The sequence below is a fragment of the Neorhizobium vignae genome (assembly GCF_000732195.1).
In the GTDB taxonomy this organism is placed as follows: Bacteria; Pseudomonadota; Alphaproteobacteria; order Rhizobiales; family Rhizobiaceae; genus Neorhizobium; species Neorhizobium vignae.
Genome location: NZ_JNNU01000004.1, coordinates 212,936 through 236,288, shown reverse-complemented (window position 1 = coordinate 236,288; position 23,353 = coordinate 212,936). Strand labels below are relative to the sequence as shown.

Below are 23,353 nucleotides of genomic sequence, written 5' to 3'. Positions count from 1 at the left end.
CGCCGATCTCCCCGTAATTTTGTAATCCATTCTCTCCTCCTCCTCCAAAGGCCGCTCAGGCGGCAAAACCGTATAAACGTGCGGGATTGTCGACGAGCAGCCGTCGCCGATCCTCTTCCGTCAGCGCGAACCTCGGCACGAGATCGACGAGGTCGGCCTCGTCGACCGGCTCCTTGAGGTTCGGATGCGGAAAATCCGTGCCCCAGAGGCTCCGGTCGGGGCTTGCCGCCAGCAGCGCCCTGGCGAAAGGCACCGCGGTATCGAACGGGAACCGGGAGATCCGCTCCGACCCGCAGACCTTGATCCAGCAGTTTTCCCGCCGCACCAGTTCCAGCAGCGTCCGAAACGCCGGCTGGTCGGTCCCGAGGCTGGTGTCGATGCGCCCCATATGGTCGATGACGAAGGGCACCGGTAGTCGGGCGATCATGTCGGAAAGCGGCACGATGTCGGTGGCGTCGAGATGCAGCACCACATGCCAGCCGCGGCCCTTGATACGGTCGATCGCCCGGTTGAAGACCTCCAGGTCCGGCGCACCGCCGAGGTGTCGGACGAAATTGAACCGCACGCCCCGCACGCCGCCATCGTCGAGCGTCTGGTAGGCGCGGTCGTCAAAACTGTCGTCGACGATCGCCACGCCGCGGTAACGATCAGGCCGCCCCGCGATCGCGTCGAGCATGGCGCGGTTGTCGGTGCCGTGGCAGCTCGCCTGGACGATGACGGCGCGGTCGATGCCAAGCCGGTCATGGAGCTGTGCCAGCGCCTCTTTCGGTGCGTCATCCGGCGTATACCTCCGGTTCGGCGCATAGGGAAAAACGGCGCCGGGGCCGAACACATGGCAGTGGGCGTCACAGCTGCCGTCAAGCAGCGTGAAGTCCGGCTTGCGCCGGGTATTGTCGGCCCCGTGGTGGCTCTGCTGCACATTCCGGCTCATTTTTCCTCCGTCGCGTATTTCAAGGGCGCCGCGGATTGTCCGGCTTCGGCCCCGAGACTTCTAAAGCTCGCATAGCTCGCCTCGACGATCTGGTTGACGGCGGCTTCCCGGTCGTTTCCGTCGACCGTACCGCCCGAAAGACGGGTGACGCGGTCGGGATTGATGAGGGCGTAATAGAGGGAGCCGAGCAGGAACTGGCTGCGCCAGACAAGCCCGCCCAATGGCGCGCCCGGCACGCAGTCGGCGAGAGCCTTGATGAAGGCGCGGCTGGTCTCGTCGAACGCGTCTGCGATGATCGCCTGCGCATCGGGGTTTCCCTCTGCCGACAGGACTGCCCGCATGCGGGTGAATTCGGCACCGCCGCCATCGCCTTCCGAGGAGGAGACAAAGGCCGGCACGACATAGGCGCGCAGGATCGCCATCAGCCGCTGATCCGCATCGCTGATCCGCAGGGCCTCGCCCAGCAGTTCGCGCCGGCGGGCGTTCATCGGCACCGTGTGACGCTCGTAGACCTCACGCAGCAATTTCGCCTTCGAGCCGAAATGATAGGTCAGGCTGCCGACATTGGCTCCGGACGCCTTGGCGATGTCCCGCAGCGACACGGCATTGTAGCCGCTGCGGGAAAACAGGGTGACGGCGTTTCTGAGCAAGGCTTCCCTCAGGTTCGGTCGCATCGAGGATCCATTATCAACTGTACGTCCAATTTGTACAGTTGTACAAATTGGACGTCAATCGAAATTCCGCGACGAGAGGGTCGAGACCATTTTGCTGCGGCCCGGCTCCGGGAAACCGATCCTTCTAGGGAAACGAGCTAGCGTTGTGGGAGCATGAAGCCGCCGAAAAATGCGGCGAGTTCCGCGTGGGCATCGAGCGGCAGGACATGAGCGATATACTGGTCCGGCCGCACAACCACCATGCAACCCTGTTCCCGGTCGATGCCGCGCATGTCGAAAATGTCATGGCCGTTCTTGAGATCGGGGCAGTACATCTTTTCGTAATCGCAAAGCCCGTAGCGGCCCTTCCGGGGCAGCAGGAAAGCCGGCATGGTTTCGACGGCAAGCGTGCGGTGGGCCTGCTGGAAGACGGCGCGGACATCGATCACCGAGTCGATGTCCTGGCCTGCCGGCGTATGTCTCGTCACCGGCGAGGCGGGGGAGTCCGCGAGGAAATCGCAAAGCGCGCGCAGCCGCGAAGACGGCTGTGCACGATCGTCCGCTCCGGCAAAGGCATAGATGCGCCAGCGGCCGTCCGCCCTGGCGGCATGGCCGAGTTGTGTTGGCTTGGCATCGGCCAGGCGGATTACCGGTGCCGAATGGAACCGCGCGCCGATCGTCAGCCCTTGGGCAAGATGTTGGTGGGTCGATTGGCCGGTGAGCACTGACGGCGTGTAGCGCGTCGCCGTGCCCGCCGTATAACGCCCCGAACGGACGAAATACTTCTGCACTTCCGCCGGCTCGACGCCGTCCGGATCGTTCGGAGATTTCAGCGGCGCGCTCAGCATGGTTGACCATTCGCGGTCGAAGTCGATCAGTTCCTTGGCGATGGTCTGGCGTTCGGCGGAATAGCTGTGCAGCAGTTCGGGCCTGCTCCGTCCCTGCAGGACGGCCGCCAGTTTCCAGCCGAGGTTGAACCCGTCCTGCATCGAGACGTTCATGCCCTGGCCGGCCTTCGGGCTGTGCGTATGGCAGGCGTCGCCGGCGATGAAGACATGGGGCAGACGCTGCCCGACCGCGTCTTCGGCCACGTCGTCGAACCTGTCGGTCAGTCGCTGGCCGATCTCGTAGACCGACCACCAGGCGACCTCCTTCACCTCGAACGTGTGGGGATGCAGGATGCGCTGCACGGCCGCGATGAGCTTGTCGACGGTGATGTTGCGGCTCGCGACCCGCTCGTTTTCGTTGAGCTTGTCCATCTCCACATAGATGCGGACCATATAGCCGCCTTCGCGCGGAATCAGCACGATGCTGCCCTCGCCGGCGGACTGGATCAGCGCCTTGAGACGGATGTCGGGAAAACTGGTGACGGCGAGCACGTCCATGACGCCCCAGGCGTGATTGGCGGAATCGCCGTGCAGCGCGCGGCCGATCGACTTGCGCACCGTGCTGCGCGCCCCGTCGCAGCCGACGACGTAACGGGCCCTGATGATCTCGATCTCACCTTCGTGGGAGGGGTCGAGGCGCTCCAGCCTCGCGGTCACGGGATAATCCGACGCGGCGGGGTCGGTTTCCAGATCGATCAGGCGCCGCGAATAATGCGGCTCGAGCCTGGTCGGCGATTTGCGCATCACGTCGAGGAAGAAATCCTGCACGCGGGCCTGGTTGAGGATGACATGCGGGAATTCGGAAAGCCCGTCCTCCGTGTCGTCAATCCTGCCGCTGCGGACGATGTTCTCGCGCTTTGCGTCGTCGGGCTTCCAGAACGAGGTCTCGTTGACCCAGTAGGATTCCTTCAGCACCCGCTCGGCAAAACCGAAGGCGTTGAACATTTCCATGGTGCGGCAGGCGATACCGTCGGCCTGGCCGCGCAGCAAGGGCCCGGATCGCTGGTCGACGATGCAGGTCCTGATGTCGGGAAAGGCGGAGAGCTGCGCGGCAAGCGTCAGGCCCGCCGGCCCGCAGCCGACGATCAGCACATCGACTTCCTGAGGAAGCGGCAGCCCCTTGGCGGGAGCGGCGTATCGATCCTCAGGATGAAAGATTTCCGGGTCGCCGGGTTCGAACCCGTTCAGATGGAATTGCATGGAACCAGTTTCCTCCGCATGTTTCTTGATGGCTCCGCGGAATGGATTCGGCGGATCCAATATTGATCAGTATGCTGATTATCAGTATACGTGTCAAGCTTGCGTTGGTTTTGGAGAATCTGGTGAAAGACAACGATGACATGCCGGGCCATCTCGCCCGCCGGTTTCAGCAGATCGCGGTGGCGGTCTTCCATGCCGAGGTCGAGCAAGCCGGCTACGATCTGACACCCGTTCAATATGCGGCGCTTGCGGCGATCAGCACCAATCCCGGGATCGACCAGGTGACGCTCGCCGGGCTGATCGCCTACGACCGGACGACGATCACCGGGGTCGTCGACCGGCTGGTCCAGAAAGGCCTGCTGGTGCGCAATGCCAGCACGAGGGACAGGCGTGCCCGCGAATTGCAGATCACCGACGAGGGTCGCAAGACCTTGAGCGGCGTTGCGCCGGTGGTCGAGGCGGCGCAGGAACTCATGCTGCGCGGGCTGACGGCGGCGGAGGGCGACGAACTGCTGCGGCTGTTGCGCAAGGCGATTGCCGCCGGCAATGAGTTGAGCCGGGCGCCGCTGCGCGAGGTTCCCGAGGCCGGCAAGAGCAAGCCTGTCACCTGACGGTCCCATGGCCGCGGCGTTAGCGTTTTGCGGTTTCGAGGATTTCTGCGATGTCCGCAAAGCCGCGTGACTTTGCGTGTTGCAATGCCGTCTTGCCTTCCTTGTCCGCAATCCGGGTATTGGCGCCGGCCTCGACTAGAAGCCTGACGATCTGCACATGGGATGCACCGCCATCGCCGAGGACGACCGCTTCGAGCAGCGCCGTCCAACCGAGATTGTTGACGTGATCTACATCGACGCCAGCCTCGATCAGGGTTTTCACGGTCTCGACATGGCCGCGCTCCGAGGCCGGGATCAAGGCCGTTCCACCGTAGCGGTTGGTGCTCTTGAGATCCGCGCCATGCGCAAGCGTCAGGCGCAGGATTTCCAGATGGCCGCGAGCACCGGCATAGAGATAGGGGCTGTCCTGGATGCGGTCCTTGGCATTGACATCGGCGCCCGCCGCCATGAGCCGTTTGGCCGCCTCGATATTGTTGGCATGGGTCGCCGCAAGAAGCGCCGTCTCACCGCGCTCGTTGCGGGCATCGACCTTGACGCCGTTCGATAGCAATGAGCCGATTGCGTCGGTATCGCCGCGCTCCGCCGCTTCGATCAAGCGACTCTCCCTGGTATCGGACATGGCGGCTCCCGTGGTCATTACGGATATCGCGATCGTCGCGACCATCGCCTTCAGCCTTCGGCCGGAATTTTCAGGCGCAGACATCTTGGTCCTCGTTCATGTCTCTTCCCTCCGGAAACCGGCACTATCGAGGCCCGGCCGCCCGGTTGCCGGAGCCTGCCGCGTATCGAAATCGCGCTCCGTTAACCTTTTGTTGACCATATTTGCCGAGCCTTGCCATCCACGCATCACGCGTTCGGTCCGGTTACAGCAAGGAGAAGAGCATGACGCTCGTGACATTGCCAAACAAGATCATGCGAAACAGCCATCACACGCTTCTGGTCATGCGCGACGGCGGCACATGCCAGGCCGTCTGCGTGGTCAACGACGGAAGGATCGGCGACGTGCGCTCGAAGCTGGGCCTCATCGAAACGATCGCCAACAGAAAGCGCGATCACGGCGAAGTGGCCTTCGACGGGCGCGTCTGGATTACCCATTCCGACATGCCGCGCCCGCTTCATCCGGGGCGCCACTGACAAAGGCTGGAACTGGCAAGAAGGCATGGTCATCCCTTGGCGATCCTCGGTTTCTTTTCGTCATCCTCGGGCGACCCTCAGGTTTAGCCCGAGGGCGAGGATCGGACGGGGCGCTGAAAGCTGCCTCGTAAGATAAGTAATAAGTGACACCTCTCAGCGCCCCGTTCGGCTGTTTATGCCCGCGACTTCGGTCCCTCTGCCGTGGCTTTCCCGGACGGTGTTCGTCTGACCCATGGCGCCCGTCCGAATCCTCGGGTTTAACCCGAGGACTTATCGGCAAGGCTTCCATGGGTCTCCGCCGGTTTCTCCGATGGAATCGGTCGGACTTTTGAAAATCCGGCGAAACCATCCGGTTTGCCACCCTGTGTGCCGCACAGGCACGCCCGGCGCGCTCGTTCGGGCATCAGAAGCAAGGGGCTCGGTCCGGTTGCCCTTTGCTTCCCCCGTTGTCGCCGGAGGGAGACCATTTTCCGCGAACCCCGGATTGGAAGGACTTACGTCGTTTCCTGCCCACCCGGCGCCGGTCCCGCCTCGCCGGCACGCCTGCCGGTGTATCCGTGACGGAACGGGGGGATTGTAGGCATGGGTTGGGAGGGCGGGGATGAGAGAGAGGTTAAGTGTTTGATGAGGCTGATGGAGAGGTGTCGAATATGCCCGGATAGGTTGGCGCTTGGGGCATGGATCCTCGGGTCGAGCCCGAGGATGACGGAGGAAGGGCGGAGCACACCACCCAGCGGCGTCATCCTCGGGCTTGACCCGAGGATCCAGCCACCGTGCGTCTGCACGGCGAGACCCGGGCGTTGCGCCTGGAACGGTGCGTAAGGAGAAGCCATATCCGGCCCCCGAGCAGACCCGAGGGCCGGATATCGGGGAGGATCAGCGGAAGAGGTCGAGAATGCGCTTCGACTGCTCGTTGACGATGCTGAGACCGATCGTCTGGAGCTGCTGCTGCACCTTGGTGGCCGCAAGCTTGACAGCGCTCTCTTCCATGTTGGCATCGACGAGACGCCCGACGCCGCGATCGATCGCGTCCTGCAGCTTGGAGAGGAAATCCGTATTGGCGCTGATGCGGCTCGACGTGGAGCCGAGCTTGGCGCCGGCGGAAGTGAGGCTCGAAAGCATGCTGTCGGTGGCGGAGATCATGCCGTCCAGTTCGTCTTCGGTCGTCGAATTCGAGATCTTGATTTCGCTGGCGGTTGCCGACCCCTGCGATCCCGTATCGAGAAGATAATATTCGTAGGCGGTGCCGTTGTCGGTGGTGCCCGAATAGGCCTTGGTCAGAAGGCCGTTGGCCGCATCGCCGCTGCTGGTCAGAGTCGTCGAGGCGGTATCGAAATCGATCGTGTTAAGGCCCGTGGTGCCGTCCGGGCTGGTCGATGCGGACGCAAGCAGCGACTTGACGCCCGGTGCCCCGGCGGAACTCAGCCAGTTCTCGCCGTTGAAGGAGGACGATTCGGCGACCATGCCCAGTTGCTCCTTGAGCTGGCCGATCTCCGCATTGATCGCGTCGCGGTCCACGCCCGGCGAGCGCGCCAGAATGAGTTTCGCCTTGATCTCCGAAACCAGGCTGGTCGCGGCCTCCATGCCGAGCGAAGCCGTATCCGTCATCGCTGCGGCAAGGCCCGACGCATCCCCGACTGCCGAGAGCGACATGCCGGTCGAACGCATGGATGTGGCGATCGACCAATAGGCGGCGTTGTCGGATGCCGTATTGACGTTGCGCCCGGTTGCCACCTGGATCGTGTTACGCTCCAGCGCCTTGGCGGAACCGGTCAGCAATAACAGCGCAGAGGCCGCCGACTGATTGTAAGAAATGCTGCTCATGAAGCGTCTCGCAGGTGGGAAGGACACGTTAACGGCTCAGGCAGTGAAGATTGGCGTCATGCCCTTGAGCTGTCGCCGCGTTGGCGCACGAACCCATCACCTGCATTGACGTTGCATGAGCGAGCTTTCAAAGCATTTGCAGGATTTATTAAGGTTTTAGTGATTGGCGGATTTTTTGAGGGGCGGGCGACGCGGGGCAATTCCTCTATGTGGAGTGCCGGGGTAACCGCGACTGCATTCTCGTTCGTTAAAAACCCTGAAACAAAAAGTCTGTCGCCGCGAGGATCTCGTCGCGATATGCGGAAAGGTCAGCAATGAGTTCGCCGAGATCCTGGGCCGGCACGGCGGCCATTCTTTGCGTCGCCATCACGTGCAGTTCACCGCGGATTGCAAAACGCGGGTTAAGGCGTGGCATCGACCATGAAAGCTCCGCGACCGGGTATAGCGGGACTATGACGCGAGTCTTGAGGTCATCCAAAAGGTCTGCCTGAAGGTCGAGCACCACGAATTTGCTGGATGCCATTTTGTAAGCACGAAAACGTGCCATCAGAACTGGCGATACTTGGCGAGTGGTAAGCCGTGTTTCTCAATATATTCATTTTCCAGCCGGATTGCTTCCGCATTCTCCAGCCGCCAAAGGCGTTCGCGCTCGGCCTTGATCGCCTTGGTTATACCTTCTTCGGCCGCCCGCGACACGTTGATCTTCAGCTCGCGTGCTTCGGAAACAAGGTTGCTGTTCAGCGAAAGATTGGCTGCTTTTCGGGCGGACTGGGACATTCCGAGCTCCAAGTTTATGCGCAGATCATATGCGCATAAACGGTCATTGGAAAGATCAATCGTCCTTCATCTTCAGCGCCGCAATGAACGCTTCCTGCGGGATGTCGACCTTGCCGAACTGCCGCATGCGCTTCTTGCCTTCCTTCTGCTTGTCGAGCAGCTTGCGCTTGCGGGTGGCGTCGCCGCCGTAGCATTTTGCGGTCACGTCCTTGCGCATGGCCGAGATCGTTTCGCGGGCGATCACGTTGCCGCCGATCGCCGCCTGGATCGGGATCTTGAACATGTGCCGTGGGATCAGGTCCTTCAGCTTCTCGCACATGTCGCGGCCGCGCTTCTCCGCCGCGGAACGGTGGACGAGCATGGAGAGCGCATCGACCGGCTCGCCGTTGACCATGATCGACATCTTTACGAGGTTGCCCTCGCGATAGCCGTGCAGATGGTAGTCGAACGAGGCATAACCCTTGGAGATCGACTTCAGGCGGTCGTAGAAGTCGAACACCACTTCGTTGAGCGGCAGCTCGTAGGTGAGCATGGCGCGCTTGCCGACATAGGTGAGTTCGGTCTGGATGCCGCGGCGGTCCTGGCAGAGTTTCAGGATGCCGCCGAGGTAATCGTCCGGCGTCAGGATCGTCGCCTTGATCCAGGGCTCGCGGATTTCCGAGATGCGGACGACATCCGGCATGTCGGCCGGATTGTGGAGTTCGCGTTCGGTGCCGTCGCTCATCGTCAGCTGGTAGACGACCGAAGGCGCCGTGGCGATCAGGTCGAGGTCGAACTCGCGCTCCAGGCGTTCCTGGATGATTTCGAGATGCAGGAGGCCCAGGAAACCGCAGCGGAAACCGAAGCCGAGAGCTGCCGAGCTTTCCATTTCGAAGGAGAACGAGGCGTCGTTGAGGCGCAGCTTGCCCATCGCGGCGCGCAGGTCCTCGAAATCGGCCGCATCGACCGGGAAGAGGCCGCAGAACACCACCGGCTGAGCAGGTTTAAAACCGGGAAGCGCCTTGGCGGTCGGGCGCTTGTCCTCGGTGATCGTATCGCCGACGCGGGTATCGGCCACTTCCTTGATCGAGCCGGTGAAGAAACCGATCTCGCCCGGGCCGAGGCTGTCGACGGCCAGCATTTTCGGGGTCAGAACGCCGACGCGCTCCACCTGGTATTTGGCGTCGGTGCCCATCATGCGGATGGTCTGGCCCTTGGTCAGCACGCCGTCGAGAATGCGCACCAGAACCATGACGCCGAGATAGGTGTCGTACCAGCTGTCGACCAGCAGCGCCTTCAGCGGGCCTTTTTCGCCGAGTTCGCTTTTCGGCGGCGGCAGCTGGTGGACGATCGCTTCCAGCACGTCGGGAATGCCTAAGCCCGTCTTCGCCGAGATCAGCACGGCCTGCGACGCGTCGATGCCGATCACTTCCTCGATCTGTTCGCGGATGCGATCGGGTTCGGCGGCCGGCAGGTCGATCTTGTTGAGAACGGTGACGATCTCGTGGTTGTTGTCGATCGCCTGATAGACGTTGGCAAGCGTCTGGGCCTCGACGCCCTGGGAGGCGTCGACAACGAGAAGCGACCCTTCGCAGGCCGACAGCGAACGCGAGACTTCGTAGGCGAAGTCGACATGGCCGGGCGTGTCGATGAGGTTCAGGATATAGGTCTCGCCGTTATTCGCCTTGTAGTGCAGGCGCACAGTCTGGGCCTTGATGGTGATGCCACGCTCGCGCTCGATATCCATCGAGTCCAGCACCTGTTCCGACATGTCGCGCTCGGCCAGGCCGCCGGTCGTCTGGATCAGCCGGTCGGCCAGCGTCGACTTGCCGTGGTCGATATGTGCCACGATCGAGAAGTTACGGATATGGTCAAGCGGAGTGCGGGTGGAATTGGTGCTCATGGCTCGCGCATATAGCAGCGCGAATCCCTGTCGCAAAGCGGAAAGATAACCTTTCGTTGAGGATAAAGCCCGGCAGCCCGGGCTATTTGGCGGGGTTTTCCGCCTCCGGGCCGGTCATGACGGAGGCATTCGGAAGCTGGGCGCTTCTGAGCCCGACATTCTCCCGCTCGTCGGCAGGCACGCCCTCGCGTTCCCTGAGGCGCCAGATCACATAAGCCCCATAGGCGATCGCCACCAGGATTACCGCATAGATGAAGGTGTGCTGGCCGAAAGCCGGAGTAAGCAGGGTGACGCCGAGGGGCACGATAGTCGCCGCCGTCGACCAGGCAACCAGCAGAGTCGAGGAAAGCGGCACGAAATCGCCGGGGTCGGCCCGGTCGTTGGCATGCGCATTGGCGACCGAATAGACGGTCTCGACCGCGCCGCCGAAGACGAGGAAGACGAGCATCAAAATGATCATCATAGAAAAGGACACGAACAGCGCCGCAAAACCCGCCGCGACGATCAGCGCGCAGGTGATCAGGAGCACGAAACGGCGGTCGATGCGGTCCGACAGCATGCCGAGCGGATATTGCACGAACAGCAGGCCGGTCTGCATCACCAGCATCAGCAGCGCCACATCCGTCTGCGTCACGTGATTGGTGGTGGCATAGATCGGCACGAAACCCTGTACCACCATCGAAAGCCCGCCGGACGCGAGCACGCCGATCAGCCCGACGGGCGAGATGCGCCAGGCCATCGGAATATTGACGCTGACGCTCGCAGGCGCCGGCGGGTTCGGCAGGCGGGTGAGCCCGATCGGCAGGATGGCGAGCGCCGTGACGAAGACAACCGCAAGCGGCGCCAGATTGCCGTCCGCGGGAATGCGGCCAAACAGCCAGGCGCCGGCGCCGAGACCCAGCACGAAGGCCATGTAGAAGAAGGACATCGCCCGGCCGCGCCATTCGTTCGAGGCGGCGTGGTTGAGCCAGCTCTGGGCAATGATGAAATTGACGTTGGACGCTGCCCCGTAAACGCCGCGTGCCAAAACCCACCAGATCGGCGGCGGGTTGGTGGCGATCAGCACGGCGGCGATGATCACCATCGCCATCGAGCAGGAGAACAGGCGGGCATGCCCGACCCGGCGGATCAGCGGCCCGCCGACGAGGCAGCCGACCAGGCCGCCGAAGGCGAGCGTCGGAACGGCGGCGCTGGCGGCCCAGGTGTCGCCCGTCTGCGTCAGCACGAAAGGCACATAGGCGGACATGATGCCGCTGCCGACGGCGGCGATCGTCATCGAGACGACGATACTGGCGATCGACAGGGGCGACGCCGTTTCGATTATCTTGCCGCTCATCCCGTCCCCCGCAAGCACGGGCGTCGGCAGTTCCTGCCGACTTGAAGCCCGATGATGCTCCATAGCCGATGGACCATGACAGGAGCTATCGCGGAAGCGCCATTGCTTGTAAAATTCGACGGTTCCATCATAGTGCCACTTGATTCCATGATAAGAGAATGCAATTCTCAGATCATGGAAGCGACGGATCATGACATCGAGAGCGCCATCAGCGAGCGGCTGAAGAGCCTGCGGGCCCGGGCCGGATTGACGCTCGACGAACTGGCGAGCCGCTCCGGCGTCAGCCGCGCGATGATTTCCCGGATCGAGCGGGCGGAGGCGAGCCCGACCGCGGCGCTGCTGGCAAGGCTGTCGGAAGCACTGGGCCTCTCGCTCTCCGCCTTCTTCGCCGACGACGAAACTCAGAGCTCGCCGCTCAGCCGCAGGGCGGAGCAGAAGCTGTGGCGTGATCCGCATACGGGTTATCTGCGCCGCTCGGTTTCACCGCCGGGCACGCCGAGCAGGGTCGATATCGTCGAGGTGGATTTCCCCGCCCATGCGCGGGTCAGCTTTCCGCCGCGCGAGGAAAGCCGGGTGATGACCCAGCATGTCTGGCTCTTCGAAGGCGTGCTGGAGATGATCATCGGCGAGACCGTCCACAGGCTGCATCCCGGCGACTGCCTCTACATGGATATCGGCGACGCCTTCGACTTCCACAATCCATCCGACCAACCGGCCCGTTACGCCGTCATCCTCGACCGCGGCCGCTGAACCTTTCCAAGATGCCAGGAGCCTTCACAAGATGACCGTCACCATCCGCATCCTCAATGCCGGCGAAACCCGCACGGCGATCGCCGATCTCTCCGAGACCCTGTCCGACTGCGTCAACGGCGGGGCTTCGCTCGGCTTCATGCTGCCATTCGAGCCGGAGGATGCGGTCGGTTACTGGCAGGAGATTGCCGATGCGGTCGAAAAGGGCGGCATCATCCTCGCCGTGGCCGAAGTGGAGGGCAAGGTTGTCGGCACGGTGCAGGTGGGCCTTGCTTCGAAGCCGAACCAGCCGCATCGCGGCGACCTGATGAAGCTCCTCGTGCATCGCTCCGCCCGCGGGCTCGGCCTGTCGCGCAAGCTGATGGAGGCGGTTGAAGCGGAAGCCGCACGGCGCGGCCGCACGCTTCTTGTGCTCGACACGGCGACCGGCAGCGATGCGGAAAAGATCTATCCGCGCTTCGGCTGGGAGCGCGTCGGCGTTATCCCGGACTATGCCCTGTGGCCGCAGGGCGGTTTCTGTGCCACCACGCTGTTCTACAAAAGGGTTGCTTGAGGACGAAATAAAAATCCAGCAACACGGCTCCCTCCATCTCGATTTATTCTTGCAAATCAGGACATATGAATGGGCGTCGTTGAACAGGCGCTATCATGGGGGACTTCATGTTGACTTTTATTTCGCTGCCGGCGATGCGCCGCGCAGCCCTGGTGGTTCTGACTGCAACCATCTGCTCCACGGCCGGACAGGCGCTGTCCGCGGACGTGAGCTTCGTGATGCGCAACGAGCATCCGAACGCCGTCGAGGTCGAGCTTTACAGCCAGGACCGCAAGCATGTCTGGCCGGGCGGCAACCAGGTCTACTACCTGGATGACGGCGAATCCAAGCAGATCCACCTCTCCTGCAAGCAGGGTGAGAACATCTGCTACGGCGCGTGGGTCTCCGGCGACAAGCAGACCTATTGGGGCACCGGTCCGAACAACAAGGAGAGCTGCGAAGACTGCTGCTACGTCTGCGAAGGCGGCGAGACCGAGGAAATCAACCTGGTCGAGTAAGCAGGTCTGAAACAGGATCGGCCGCTCGGCCGGCCGATCCCTTCGCTTCAGTGGTTTTCTTCAGTGGCCGTAAACGGGGCGATGGCCGTTTCCAGCACCATCCCGGCTGTCCACTGGACCGCGTTCCAGCCGAACACTCGGGCGGCCTCCACATTTTCGAGCGTGTCGTCGAGGAAGAGGATCTCGTCGGGCGAGGCACCCACCTCCGCAGTGGCAAGGCGGAAGAAATCCTGCGCCGGTTTGCGATGGCCGAATTTGGCGGAATAGAAAATGCCGTCGAAATGGCGGGCGAGGCCGAGTTCATCCATCAGCCAGGCGGCGCGTCGGTGTTCCTGATTGGTCGCGAGATAAAGCGCCACGCCGGTTTCCCGAACCGCAGCAAGATCGTCGATCAGTTTCCGGTCCAGCCGGGAATCGTTTTCGAACCAATATTGCAGCAAGGTTTCCGCTTCGAGATGCGGCGCGATCTCCTGCAGCACCGCGCTTAGGCGTGGCTCGATCGGCTCGCGGCCGGCGACGATATCCGGCCAGTGGCGCTTGAAGAATTCCCTTTGCAGAACCTCGACGGACAGGCCGAGGTCGCGTTCGAGATGGGTAAACAGCGGCAGGCCGTCTGCGGGTCGTCCATGAACGAGCACGCCGTCGACATCGACCATCAAAACTTTCATTGCTTATTTCCGGTTCTGAAAATGGGTTTTGTTTGGACGCAGCTTTTACCGACGAGTGATATCCGGATGATGACGACCGGCGGATAGGGTTGTCCAATCCGCCGAACGACGAAAGCTTGAAGAGCGTGCCTTTCCGCTCAGCGACGAGGCCCGAGGCCTCGCTCGAAGGCCGAAACGATGAGGCCGGTCAGTTCCCGGTGGATATCGGCCCGCGTCCGGCTGGAGCTATCGTCGCAGATCGGATCGGGTTCTCCGACCGATTTCAGGAACGCGGCCGCACCCGGTTTGCAGACGGGCAGGAAGCTGAAATGGTTGGCGCCGTTCACCTGCGCGTAAGTGGCGTTCGGGGCCTGTTTCGCCAGCGCGTCCGAAAGCACCGCGACCGGGATCTGCCCGACGCTGCCGAGATTGATGAAGGCCACCGGAATATCGATGGCTCCCACGCTGCCCGCCGTGAAAGCCGTCGCAAGGCCGGGATCGACCATGACAGCCGTCGTGATGCGCGGATCGCGGTTCGATCGCTCGAAGCGTGTCCTGTCGATGCTGTCGAGATCGAATTTTTCGACCGCGACCTGTTCGCCATCGGCAAAACCGCGCCCGCCTCGGAACCAGGTGCAATCCATCATGGCCGGATAGTCGTCGCAATACCGTTTGTAGGCATGGAGATCGGCACGTGCGCCGGCAAGCTCCATCGCCGTACTGCCGCCGAGCGAGAAGCCGAGAACGCCGATATGCTCCGCGTCGATTGCCGCCTTCCAGGGGGCTTCGCCGGTCAATGCGGTGATGATGTCGGAAAGATCCTGGGTGCGTTCCCAGATTTTCGGTGTCGCGGCCGGCGTGGAATCGCCGCTCGTGGTGCCGGGATGGTTGGGACCGGCGACGATGAAGCCCGCCTCGGCGAGCCTGGTGGCAATCCAGGCCATGCCTTCGGCGCGCGAGCCGGAGCCATGGGAGAGGAGCAAGAGCGGGAAGCGGCCGCTTTCGAGGGACGCGTTCTTCGACGCGGGCGATCCCTCGAAGATCCGGTTGTCGCCGATGGACGTCGTTTCGCCGTCACCCTTTGACGGATACCAGACGGTTACCGCAAGTGCCCGGTCGTGTTCGGGCGAAACCACGCTGATTTTCCGGACGCCGACGGGATCGGCGGCAAGGACGGGTGAACTGCTGATACCTGCCAGCAGAAGAGCAAAAAAGCGAAGGATGGGTCGCATGGAAGCCTCGTCGATCTGAGAAACGAAGGCTGATCCCTGGCAGGAGGCCGGCACGTTGACGACCTCGATCACGTTCGAGGTCGTCCTCGAACGTGATCTTGTCCTATCGCCTCAAGCCTTGGCGCGCTTTTCCGTCAGGAAATAGAGGAAGGCGATGACCGGCAGGGCAAGGCCGAGCGAGGAGGCGAGCAGCCAGCCGCCTTCGGCAAAGGCCCAGGCACCGACGGCCGAACCGATTGCGCCGCCGCAGAAGAAGGTCGCCATGTAGAGGCCGTTGAGCCGGCTTCTCAGGTCCGCGCCGAGATTGTAGATCGACCGCTGGCCGATAACGAGCGTCATCGTCACCCCGAAATCGAGCAGTATGGCAGCAACAGTCAGCAGCGCGAGCGCAATGATCGAGCCTTCCGGCGCGATATGGGTGATCAGGAAGGCAACGGCGACGGCAGCGATGCCGAAGATCGTCGCGGGCCGGCCAAGATCCCGGTCGGCAAGACGTCCGGCGATGGGCGAGGCGATGGCTCCCGCGACACCTGCAAGCGCAAAGAGCGCGATGCCGGCCTGGCTGAGATGGAAGGCGGGGCCGGCCAGAACCAGCGGCGTCACGGTCCAGAACAGGCTGAAGGTGGCGAACTGGCAGGCCTGGTAGAATGCCCGGCGGCGCAGAACCGGCTGGGTGGCGTAAAGGCTGCCCATCGACGCGAGCAGCGCGACATAGGAGAGCTTCGTCTGCGGCATGCGCTTCGGCAGCCGGGCGGCGAGCACGAAGCCGAGCACGATCATGACAGCTGCCGACAGGAAGAAGACGATGTGCCAGGAGGAGAACTCGGCAACGAAGCTCGAGACCGGCCGCGCCATCATGATGCCGATCATCAGTCCGCTCATGACATTGCCGACCACGCGGCCGCGATTGGCGTCGTTGGTCAGGCTGGCGGCGAACGGCACGATCATCTGGACCGCGGTGGAGCCGATGCCGATCGCCAGCGATGCGGCAAGGAACGGCACCGACGCGGTCGACAGGCCGGCGCCGAGCAGCGCCACGGTGACGACGCCGATCATGGTGAGGATCAGCCGGCGGTTTTCGAGAAGGTCGCCGAGCGGCACGACCAGCAGCAGGCCGAGGCCGTAGCCGATCTGGGTCAGCGTGACGATGAGGCCTGTGGCATGCGCCGGCAGTCCGATCGAGGCGGCGATCGGGCCTGCGAGCGGCTGGGAATAATAGAGATTGGCGGCGATGAGCCCGCAGGCCGCGGCCATCACGAAGGTCATCGCGGCGGACAGTCCGGAAGCGGCCGTCGGCGTGGCCATGGTTGCGGTATTGGTGGTCATGGGAAGCTCCTTGGGAGGAAGGATCGGATAAAAAATCAGTCGAGAAGTTTCATGGCCGTATCGACCACGGAAAAGGCCCGGTCCCGGTTCGGACCGGTCTTGCCCAGCACCCTCAGGCCCTGGGTGACGGAGAGCAGAAGGCGGGCCGTGGCGGCCGGATCGATCGCCTGAGGAATGGAGCCATCCGCCTGGCCCTCGCGGATCAGGCTATCGAACAGGGCTTCGCTCCGGGCCATGGAGCGGTCGACCCGTTCGGCAGCGTCGGCATCGTAGACCGCAAGCTCGATCGCCGTTCCGACGACCAGGCAGCCGCGTCGTCCGTTGTCTCCATGCGATGCCTCGGCATAAAAGCGCAGCATGCGGGAAACCTTGTCGCGGCCGTTCTCGCCCTCGGCCAGTTGCTGTTCGAGAAGGGCGTTGCGGACCTGCTTGTAGCGGTCGAAGCTTGCGAGAAAGATCGCCTTCTTGTCCTTGAACGCCTTGTAGAGGCTGCCGGCGGCAAGCCCCATGGCGTCCTTGAGTTCCGAAATCGAGGCCGCGTGATAACCCCTCTCGGAAAAGACGACGATCGCCTTGTCGAGCGCTGCTTCGATCTCGAATTCGCGGGGGCGACCCGGCGTGCGCGTCGCGGTGTTGATGTTCATGATATCGGCTTAATTTGGAAACGATCGTTCCCTAATAGGAGCGTGTTTGCGCTTCGTCAAGAGCAAAGCCTGTTCGCGGCGTGTGAAGCTTTGGTATCGGCACTTGGGCCTGGTCCGCTAAATGGGCGGGGAACACTTCGGGTGCCGGGCAGTTAAACCTCTGTCACCAACCCCAAAGCTGGAGGCAGACATGAGCAAGAGTGACGTAGAACAAGCCGTGAAACGCGCCAAACGCCAGGTTGAGAACACCAGTGCCGGTGGCCACCTTGGCGGCACCTATTACGGCCAGAACCCGGACGGCAAGACGGCATCGACGAATACCAATGTCGGCAAGAACCGTCCCAACACCGGCAGTAGCTAGGACGTCACCACGATCAACAGATTTGGAGAGCCCCGCCGCGTGCGGGGCTTTTTGTTATATGATCCCAAAATCCGGTTGCGAAAAAAAATCGGTTGGTGTGTCGGCGGGGAGGGGCCTCGCACGTCCTGGGTTCAAGGATGGCATTGCGATGTCGCGCAATCCGTCCGGATCTCGGAACCTGTGACATATGGGGAGTAGACATGAGTAGCAACTATCGTTGGGTCATTGTCGCGGCCGGCGCCCTGATGGGCTGTGTTGCCGTCGGCACGATGTTTTCGCTGGCGATCTTTCTGGAGCCGATCGCCAAGGCGACCGGCTGGTCGCATGCCGGCATTTCGAGCGCGATGACGCTGAATTTCGTCGTCATGGGCCTCGGCGGGTTCATGTGGGGCACGTTGAGCGACCGTTTCGGAGCGCGTATCGTCGTGCTGATCGGAGCGGCACTTCTCGGCCTGGCGCTGGTGCTTGCCAGTCAGGCACAGAGCCTTCTAGCCTTCCAGCTGATCTATGGCTGTCTGATCGGGCTTGCCGCGAGCGCCTTCTTCGCGCCGATGATCGCCGTCACCATGTCCTGGTTCGACGAGCATCGCAGCCTGGCGGTCTCGCTGGTATCCGCCGGCATGGGCATGGCGCCGATGACCATTTCACCCTTCGCCCGCTGGCTGATCACCGCCTATGACGACTGGCGCCTGGCCATGCTCTTCATTGGCATCGGCGCCTGGATCCTGCTCCTGCCGACCGCTTTCCTGGTGCGCAATCCGCCGGCCGTGGCGACCGCGGGCGGCATGACGTCTGAACCCCGGGCCGAAGGTGCCGGCATGCCGCTGTCGCGGGTGTTCCGCTCGCCGCAGTTCCTGGTGCTCGGCTTTACCTTCTTCGCTTGCTGCGCGGCCCATTCCGGACCGATCTTCCATATGGTCAGCTACGCGATGTTCTGCGGCGTGGCGCCGATGGCGGCGGTCAGCATCTACAGCGTCGAGGGCGCGGCCGGTCTCGGTGGGCGCATTCTGTTTGGGGTTCTTGCCGACAGGTTGGGCGTCAAGCCGGTGCTGATCTGCGGGCTGATGATCCAGGCCGCGGTTATCGCCGCCTATACGATGGCGAGCGACCTCAGCCAGTTCTACATGCTGGCAGTGATCTTCGGCGGCACCTATGGCGGCGTGATGCCGCTTTATGCGGTGCTGGCGCGGGACTATTTCGGACCGAAGATCATGGGCACCGTGTTCGGCGCCGCGACCATGCTGTCGAGCCTCGGCATGGCCTTCGGGCCCTTGGCCGGCGGCTGGGCCTTCGACCACTTCGCCAATTATGACTGGTTGTTCTTCGGCTCGGCGCTGGTCGGCCTCGGAGCCGTGGCGATCGCTCTCGCCTTCCCGCCGCTGCCGCGCCAGCCGGCGCAGCTTCAGGCGGCCTGAGCAGCTCTGCAACTGTGAGCCACACAGCAAAAAGCCCGGAAAATTCCGGGCTTTTTGAAATTCAGTGATCGGCCGGGGCCTTGCGGCCCTTGGCTCGAGCAGGGGCCGGAACAGGCTCCGCAGCTTCCCGTTCGAGACGAAGCTGCCTCAATTTCTCGGTTTTCTTTTCCCGCTGGGTCGCTTCCGCACTAATGATCGAGCGCGCGGTGTGATCTGTCGCAGCGGCTTTGTCACGCGCGGAAAGCTTAATGGGATTGAAGAATTCGTCCTTGGTGGCGGCCATACTATCCTCCTTCCTGATGGGATGTCCGTGCGGTTGACAAGTTATCCGCGCGCCGGACGGATCACTTTCTTAGGTGCCGGCAGGAGGCCTTCGCGCTGCATCTTCTTGCGCGCCAGCTTGCGGTAGCGGCGAACGGCTTCAGCCTTTTCGCGTACCCGCTTTTCGGAGGGCTTCTCGTAGGCGCTGCGCGCCTTCATCTCGCGGAAGACGCCTTCGCGCTGCATCTTCTTCTTCAGCACCCGGAGTGCCTGCTCGACGTTGTTGTCTCTGACTAGAACCTGCAAACTAAATCCTTTCCATTGCGGGCAGATCCCGCGTTCGATCGAAGTGTTGAATCACTTGCCAATGCGAATGCTCGACGGCTTCAGCCAAGGCCCGCTCGGAGCATCGGCGGAAGCCTCGTCCTTCTTGGCAGACGATGCGGTCTCCGAAGTGTCGATATCGCTTTCGACGATCCGGCGCTCGAAATTCTCGCTGCCGAAACGTACCCGATATTGGTTTTCACCACGATCGGCTGCCGGCAAAAGGCCCACGACGCGGCATGTCCGGTCGCCAGTGGCGGTCCGGGTAAGGCCTGCCTTGAGGACGATGTTATCGCCTATGGCATAGACATTTGCGCTCATCGTGTTCTCCTTGGACCGGCCGAAAGCCGGGGCAAAACAAAAAGGCCGGGCGTTACCCCGACCTCTTCCCGTCATTCAAGCCGTCGCTGCCAGTACATCCGTGGTCAGCCGAGGCGAATGACATCCTTATGCGGCCCGGAGGTTGTCGGCCGAGCTTTTGCCGGACTTGCGGTCGCGAACGATCTCGTAGGAGATCTTCTGACCTTCCGTCAGGGAAGACATGCCGGCACGTTCGACAGCCGAAACGTGAACGAAAACGTCCGTCGCGCCGTCATCAGGCTGAATGAAGCCGAAACCCTTGGTGCTATTGAACCACTTCACGGTGCCAGTATTCATAACGATTTCCTTTCAATCGTTAGAGATTGCGGACAGTATTCCATCCGCTTTGATCGATATTTGAGAGGAAATCTGACTGAGCACCAGGCCCGTGAACAAAGGTCGCAAGCAATTTTCGATAGCGTCAATATAAGCTTTATCCGTTGATAATCAATGCTGCCACGGAGATTTAATTTTCCGGGAGCTCGACGGTGATGCCGTTTTTCTCAATCAACGACATGATTTTACGATACAATATTGAAATTAGCAACCGCTTTGGCCGTCTAGCAAGCCAATGCTGACACATTGGCGGCCGCATTTTCAAAGACCAAGCCTGGAGGATTGCTCCGGGCTTGGTTTATGTCATTGCGATGGGACGGTCAGAGCGTGCCGGCGCGCTGCTGCGTCATCATGTAGGTGTCGTAGCTGTATTCGGCGATCTGGGCCCAGAGATAGGCGTCCTTCTTGAAGGCCTGCTGGCTGTCATAGATCTTCTTGAAAGCCGGGCTCTTGGCCGAGAGTTCGGCATAGGTCTCCATTGCCGCCTTGAAGCAGACGTCCATGATCTCACGGCTGAAGGGCTTCAGGATCGCGCCTTCGGCGACGAGCTTCTTCAGCGCGGTGGCGTTATGGGCATCGTAATTGGCGAGCATGCTCATATTGGCCGCGGCGCAGGCGTCGGTGAGGATCTGCTGGTAGCTCTTCGGCAGGGCCTTGAACTTTTCGAGGTTGAAGAAGGCATGCATGGCCGGGCCGCCTTCCCACCAGGCCGGGTAATAATAGTACTTGGCGACCTTCACGAAGCCGAGTTTCTGGTCGTCATAGGGACCGACGAATTCGGTGGCGTCGATCGTGCCCTTTTCGAGCGCCGCATAGACGTCGCCGCCGGCGATCTGCTGCGGCGTGACGCCGACCTTCTGCATCACCTGGCCCGCCAGGCCGGCAATGCGCATCTTCAGGCCCTTCAGGTCATCGATGGTGTTGATCTCCTTGCGGAACCAGCCGCCCATCTGGGTGCCGCTATTGCCGGCCGGCAGGGCGTAGAGATTGCGCGGGGCGAGGAACTCGTTGATCAGATCGTTGCCGCCGCCGGCCGTGAACCAGGCATTGGTCATGCGGGCGTTGAGGCCGAAGGGAATGGCGGTACCGAGCGCAAATGCCGGGTCCTGGCCGATATAGTAATAGGAACAGGTATGGGCCATCTCGACCGTGCCGTTGGCGACCGCGTCCGCCGCCTGCAGCGGCGGCACGATCTCGCCGGCCCCGAAGGTCTGGATGGTGAACTTGCCGTCCGTGGCGTTTCTGACGCTGTCGGCGATCTGGTTGGCGGCGTTGAAGATGATGTCGAGGCTTTTCGGGAAGGAAGATGTCAGCCGCCAGTTCACTCTCGGGGATTCCTGGGCGATGGCCGGAGCGGCGAGCGCGGTTGCGGCAGCGGCGCCGACCCCCGCCGTGGCGGCCTGCTTGAAGAAACGTCTGCGGTCCATGAAATCCTCCTTGAAGCGAAGTGTATGCGGCCTGTCCCGGCCCTGTCGGTTTCGCTCATAATCCTTTCATTTCGGGAACGGCAAGGAAATTCCAAAAACTCGCATTGGTGGCCGGCCCAACGTCGGGCCGGCCGGGTCGCGGGATTTACCAGGGAAGTGTCTGGTCGTCGAAGAAATAGCCCGCCGTCGGACCGTCCGGCCCGAGCATGGCAAGCCGCACCGGCGCCTCCGCCGCCTGTTCGACGGTGCGGTAGCCCGAATGGCCGTTCATGTCGGTCTTCGTATAACCCGGATCGGCGGCATTGATCTTGATGCCGAAGGGTTCTGCCGCCTTGGCGAGCGATACGGTCACGGCATTGAGCGCCGTCTTGGATGAATTGTAGCCGAGCGCATTGATGCCGTAGAACTGGTTCTGCGGGTCGAGCAGAGCCTGGAGCGAACCGAGTTCGCTGCTCAGCATGACGACACGTCCCGCGCCGGATGCCTTGAGCAGGGGCAGCGCAGCCTGGGTGAGGCGGATCGGGCCGAACGTATTCACCTCATAGACGGCTTTTACCACTTCGATCGGCTCATCGAAGGGCTGGTGCGTAAAGCTGTCGGCGATGCCGGCATTGTTGACGAGCGCGTCGAGATGGTCGGTCTGGCGGTTGAGTTCCGCAATCGCCGAGGCGACGCTTTCGTCGCTGGTGACATCGAGCTGCAGGACATGCGCGTCGAGCCCCTGGTCGCGCAGTTTGCGGGCGGCTTCCTCGCCGCGGCCGACATCGCGGCTGCCGAGCCAGATGCGATATCCCTCGGTGGCGAGCCGTCTTGCGATCTCGAAACCGATGCTCCTGTTGGCGCCGGTGACGAGTGCTGTCTTCTGTTTGGTCATGTGCAAAACTCCTGTTGTTGCTGGCCACAGATGGCAGCGGGCCACCACCGGGCGTGAGCCAAGAACTGCCGATTTCTTGCCTAATCCTCCCGACTGAGGCTCCCGCATGCGTGGGGGCTCTTGTGCCCGCGCCAGCCAATTGGCATCTCAGGGGCATGACGAAGCCCATGGATGAAATCCGCGATCTGGTCTCGCGACGTGCTGTCGGCCGCCGCACCGAAACGCCGGTGCCGCTTGTCATCATGAAGGGCACGAACCCGACCAGCATGCTGCCGAGCGTCTACGAGCCGATGCTTTGCCTTGTTCTGCAGGGATCGAAATGCGTGGTGATCGGCGACCAGGCGATGCATTACGATAGTGCGAGCTATTTCGTCTCGTCCGTCGAAGTGCCGGCCTCCGGGCAGATTGTCGATGCGAGCCCGGAACAGCCGTATCTTGCGCTCAGCCTGACGCTCGACATGGCGGCAATTGCCGAAATCCTCATCGACATGCCGGATGATGTCGTTGTTTGCAGCGGTGCGTGTTTCGGGGTGAGCCCCGTGACGCCGGAACTGGCGGATGCCTTCCTGCGCTTTGCCCGGCTGATCGAACGGCCGCAGGATGTTCGCGTGCTCGGTCCGCTGATCGAACGGGAAATCCTCTACCGGCTGTTGCAGGGGCCACAGGGGGCGGCGATCCGCCAATTGGCGCGGCCGGAAAGCCGGCTTGGCCATATCCGCAGAGCGATCGGCCATATCCGCACGCATTTCGATGCACCGCTCAGGATCGATGAATTGGCACGGCTCGCGGGCATGAGCGCCTCGGTCTTTCACCGCCACTTCAAGGAAGTGACCGCCATGAGCCCGATCCAGTACCAGAAGAGCATCCGCCTGCACGAAGCCCGCCGCCGGCTGCTGGCGGAAGCGGGCGATACGGCGCGGGTTGCCTTTTCGGTTGGCTACGAAAGCGTCACCCAGTTCAGCCGCGAATACTCCCGCCAGTTCGGCGCCTCGCCGGCCCGCGATGTCGGGCGCCTGCGCGACAGGATGGCTGGCGATATCGAGCTGGTCGAAGGCTGACAAACAAAAAAAGCCCGAAGCGATGCTCCGGGCTTTTGATGTTCGATTTCGGA

The 23,353-nt window shown here is 62.3% G+C and carries 27 protein-coding genes; 8 read left to right on the top strand and 19 right to left on the bottom strand.

From position 1 onward, the window contains the following. Nucleotides 1-55: 55 nt before the first annotated feature. The 3 genes from GQ59_RS08070 to GQ59_RS08060 form a co-directional block, all read right to left on the bottom strand. Nucleotides 56-931, bottom strand: a complete 876-nt coding sequence (locus tag GQ59_RS08070; RefSeq protein WP_051903870.1) for an amidohydrolase family protein — start codon at nt 929-931, stop codon at nt 56-58. Next, on the bottom strand, nt 928-1,605 hold the full coding sequence (locus tag GQ59_RS08065; RefSeq protein WP_037079743.1) for a TetR/AcrR family transcriptional regulator: 678 nt from the start codon (nt 1,603-1,605) through the stop codon (nt 928-930). The genes GQ59_RS08070 and GQ59_RS08065 overlap by 4 nt, the downstream gene beginning before the upstream one ends. Nucleotides 1,606-1,742: 137 nt before the next feature. After that, complete coding sequence (locus GQ59_RS08060; RefSeq protein WP_037079742.1) at nt 1,743-3,671, bottom strand: FAD-binding monooxygenase; 1,929 nt, start codon at nt 3,669-3,671, stop codon at nt 1,743-1,745. 122 nt (nt 3,672-3,793) lie between these two features. Here GQ59_RS08060 and GQ59_RS08055 point away from each other — a divergent pair, with 122 nt between their 5' ends. Continuing rightward, entirely contained in the window at nt 3,794-4,282 is a 489-nt protein-coding gene (locus tag GQ59_RS08055; protein WP_037080277.1) for a MarR family winged helix-turn-helix transcriptional regulator, read from the top strand. A 19-nt stretch (nt 4,283-4,301) separates the two neighbouring features. Here the strand turns inward: GQ59_RS08055 and GQ59_RS08050 are convergent, their stop codons facing one another. Then, entirely contained in the window at nt 4,302-4,985 is a 684-nt protein-coding gene (locus tag GQ59_RS08050) for an ankyrin repeat domain-containing protein (RefSeq protein WP_037079741.1), read from the bottom strand. Between the two features lie 179 nt (nt 4,986-5,164). Between GQ59_RS08050 and GQ59_RS08045 the strand changes: the two genes are divergently transcribed. Next, nucleotides 5,165-5,416 (top strand): hypothetical protein, encoded by a 252-nt coding sequence (locus GQ59_RS08045; protein WP_037079740.1) that lies wholly within the window; start codon nt 5,165-5,167, stop codon nt 5,414-5,416. 876 nt (nt 5,417-6,292) lie between these two features. Here the strand turns inward: GQ59_RS08045 and GQ59_RS08040 are convergent. The 5 genes from GQ59_RS08040 to GQ59_RS08020 form a co-directional block, all read right to left on the bottom strand. Continuing rightward, nucleotides 6,293-7,240: a flagellin N-terminal helical domain-containing protein gene (locus GQ59_RS08040; RefSeq protein WP_037079738.1), complete on the bottom strand. Its 948-nt coding sequence runs from the start codon at nt 7,238-7,240 to the stop codon at nt 6,293-6,295. A gap of 247 nt (nt 7,241-7,487) precedes the next feature. After that, the gene (locus GQ59_RS08035; protein ID WP_037079736.1) at nt 7,488-7,787 is read right to left on the bottom strand and encodes a CcdB family protein; all 300 of its coding nucleotides are present in this window, start codon (nt 7,785-7,787) and stop codon (nt 7,488-7,490) included. Continuing rightward, a complete protein-coding gene (locus GQ59_RS08030) occupies nt 7,787-8,017 on the bottom strand; it encodes a type II toxin-antitoxin system CcdA family antitoxin (protein WP_037079733.1) in 231 nt (76 codons plus the stop codon). Before GQ59_RS08030 ends, GQ59_RS08035 begins: the two co-directional genes overlap by 1 nt. Nucleotides 8,018-8,072: 55 nt before the next feature. Further along, nucleotides 8,073-9,899 carry a translation elongation factor 4 gene (gene lepA, locus GQ59_RS08025; protein ID WP_037079730.1) on the bottom strand — a complete coding sequence of 609 codons (1,827 nt, stop codon included), beginning with the start codon at nt 9,897-9,899 and terminating at the stop codon, nt 8,073-8,075. Between the two features lie 82 nt (nt 9,900-9,981). Continuing rightward, complete coding sequence (locus GQ59_RS08020; RefSeq protein WP_037079728.1) at nt 9,982-11,235, bottom strand: MFS transporter; 1,254 nt, start codon at nt 11,233-11,235, stop codon at nt 9,982-9,984. A gap of 174 nt (nt 11,236-11,409) precedes the next feature. Here GQ59_RS08020 and GQ59_RS08015 point away from each other — a divergent pair, with 174 nt between their 5' ends. From GQ59_RS08015 to GQ59_RS08005, 3 genes are all read left to right on the top strand, one after another. Beyond that, nucleotides 11,410-11,985, top strand: a complete 576-nt coding sequence (locus GQ59_RS08015; protein ID WP_037080274.1) for a helix-turn-helix domain-containing protein — start codon at nt 11,410-11,412, stop codon at nt 11,983-11,985. A 31-nt stretch (nt 11,986-12,016) separates the two neighbouring features. After that, complete coding sequence (locus GQ59_RS08010) at nt 12,017-12,538, top strand: GNAT family N-acetyltransferase (protein WP_037079725.1); 522 nt, start codon at nt 12,017-12,019, stop codon at nt 12,536-12,538. A 134-nt stretch (nt 12,539-12,672) separates the two neighbouring features. Further along, nucleotides 12,673-13,035 carry a hypothetical protein gene (locus GQ59_RS08005; RefSeq protein ID WP_046634163.1) on the top strand — a complete coding sequence of 121 codons (363 nt, stop codon included), beginning with the start codon at nt 12,673-12,675 and terminating at the stop codon, nt 13,033-13,035. A 47-nt stretch (nt 13,036-13,082) separates the two neighbouring features. Here the strand turns inward: GQ59_RS08005 and GQ59_RS08000 are convergent, their stop codons facing one another. The 4 genes from GQ59_RS08000 to GQ59_RS07985 form a co-directional block, all read right to left on the bottom strand. Further along, nucleotides 13,083-13,703, bottom strand: a complete 621-nt coding sequence (locus GQ59_RS08000; protein WP_037079722.1) for an HAD-IA family hydrolase — start codon at nt 13,701-13,703, stop codon at nt 13,083-13,085. Between the two features lie 137 nt (nt 13,704-13,840). Further along, entirely contained in the window at nt 13,841-14,914 is a 1,074-nt protein-coding gene (locus GQ59_RS07995; protein ID WP_037080269.1) for an alpha/beta hydrolase family protein, read from the bottom strand. 111 nt (nt 14,915-15,025) lie between these two features. After that, nucleotides 15,026-16,240, bottom strand: a complete 1,215-nt coding sequence (locus GQ59_RS07990) for an MFS transporter (protein ID WP_051903869.1) — start codon at nt 16,238-16,240, stop codon at nt 15,026-15,028. 35 nt (nt 16,241-16,275) lie between these two features. Next, nucleotides 16,276-16,884: a TetR/AcrR family transcriptional regulator gene (locus tag GQ59_RS07985; protein WP_037079721.1), complete on the bottom strand. Its 609-nt coding sequence runs from the start codon at nt 16,882-16,884 to the stop codon at nt 16,276-16,278. Between the two features lie 190 nt (nt 16,885-17,074). On the opposite strand from GQ59_RS07985, the gene GQ59_RS32665 reads away from it, so the two are divergent. Continuing rightward, on the top strand, nt 17,075-17,245 hold the full coding sequence (locus GQ59_RS32665; RefSeq protein ID WP_167336295.1) for a hypothetical protein: 171 nt from the start codon (nt 17,075-17,077) through the stop codon (nt 17,243-17,245). A 200-nt stretch (nt 17,246-17,445) separates the two neighbouring features. Next, nucleotides 17,446-18,660: an MFS transporter gene (locus tag GQ59_RS07980; protein ID WP_037079719.1), complete on the top strand. Its 1,215-nt coding sequence runs from the start codon at nt 17,446-17,448 to the stop codon at nt 18,658-18,660. Between the two features lie 61 nt (nt 18,661-18,721). Here GQ59_RS07980 and GQ59_RS07975 read toward each other — a convergent pair whose 3' ends face one another. The 6 genes from GQ59_RS07975 to GQ59_RS07950 form a co-directional block, all read right to left on the bottom strand. Then, complete coding sequence (locus GQ59_RS07975) at nt 18,722-18,943, bottom strand: hypothetical protein (protein WP_037079716.1); 222 nt, start codon at nt 18,941-18,943, stop codon at nt 18,722-18,724. A 41-nt stretch (nt 18,944-18,984) separates the two neighbouring features. Next, the gene (gene rpsU / locus GQ59_RS07970) at nt 18,985-19,227 is read right to left on the bottom strand and encodes a 30S ribosomal protein S21 (RefSeq protein WP_037079713.1); all 243 of its coding nucleotides are present in this window, start codon (nt 19,225-19,227) and stop codon (nt 18,985-18,987) included. A gap of 51 nt (nt 19,228-19,278) precedes the next feature. Beyond that, entirely contained in the window at nt 19,279-19,566 is a 288-nt protein-coding gene (locus GQ59_RS07965) for a hypothetical protein (protein WP_037079707.1), read from the bottom strand. A 126-nt stretch (nt 19,567-19,692) separates the two neighbouring features. Next, nucleotides 19,693-19,902, bottom strand: coding sequence for a cold-shock protein (locus GQ59_RS07960; RefSeq protein ID WP_007770461.1), 210 nt, complete (start codon nt 19,900-19,902; stop codon nt 19,693-19,695). Nucleotides 19,903-20,261: 359 nt separating this feature from the next. Continuing rightward, complete coding sequence (locus GQ59_RS07955; RefSeq protein WP_037079705.1) at nt 20,262-21,368, bottom strand: TRAP transporter substrate-binding protein; 1,107 nt, start codon at nt 21,366-21,368, stop codon at nt 20,262-20,264. Between the two features lie 145 nt (nt 21,369-21,513). Continuing rightward, on the bottom strand, nt 21,514-22,242 hold the full coding sequence (locus GQ59_RS07950; RefSeq protein WP_037079703.1) for an SDR family oxidoreductase: 729 nt from the start codon (nt 22,240-22,242) through the stop codon (nt 21,514-21,516). A gap of 155 nt (nt 22,243-22,397) precedes the next feature. Between GQ59_RS07950 and GQ59_RS07945 the strand changes: the two genes are divergently transcribed. Continuing rightward, nucleotides 22,398-23,300: an AraC family transcriptional regulator gene (locus tag GQ59_RS07945; protein WP_037079700.1), complete on the top strand. Its 903-nt coding sequence runs from the start codon at nt 22,398-22,400 to the stop codon at nt 23,298-23,300. The last annotated feature ends 53 nt before the right edge of the window (nt 23,301-23,353 follow it).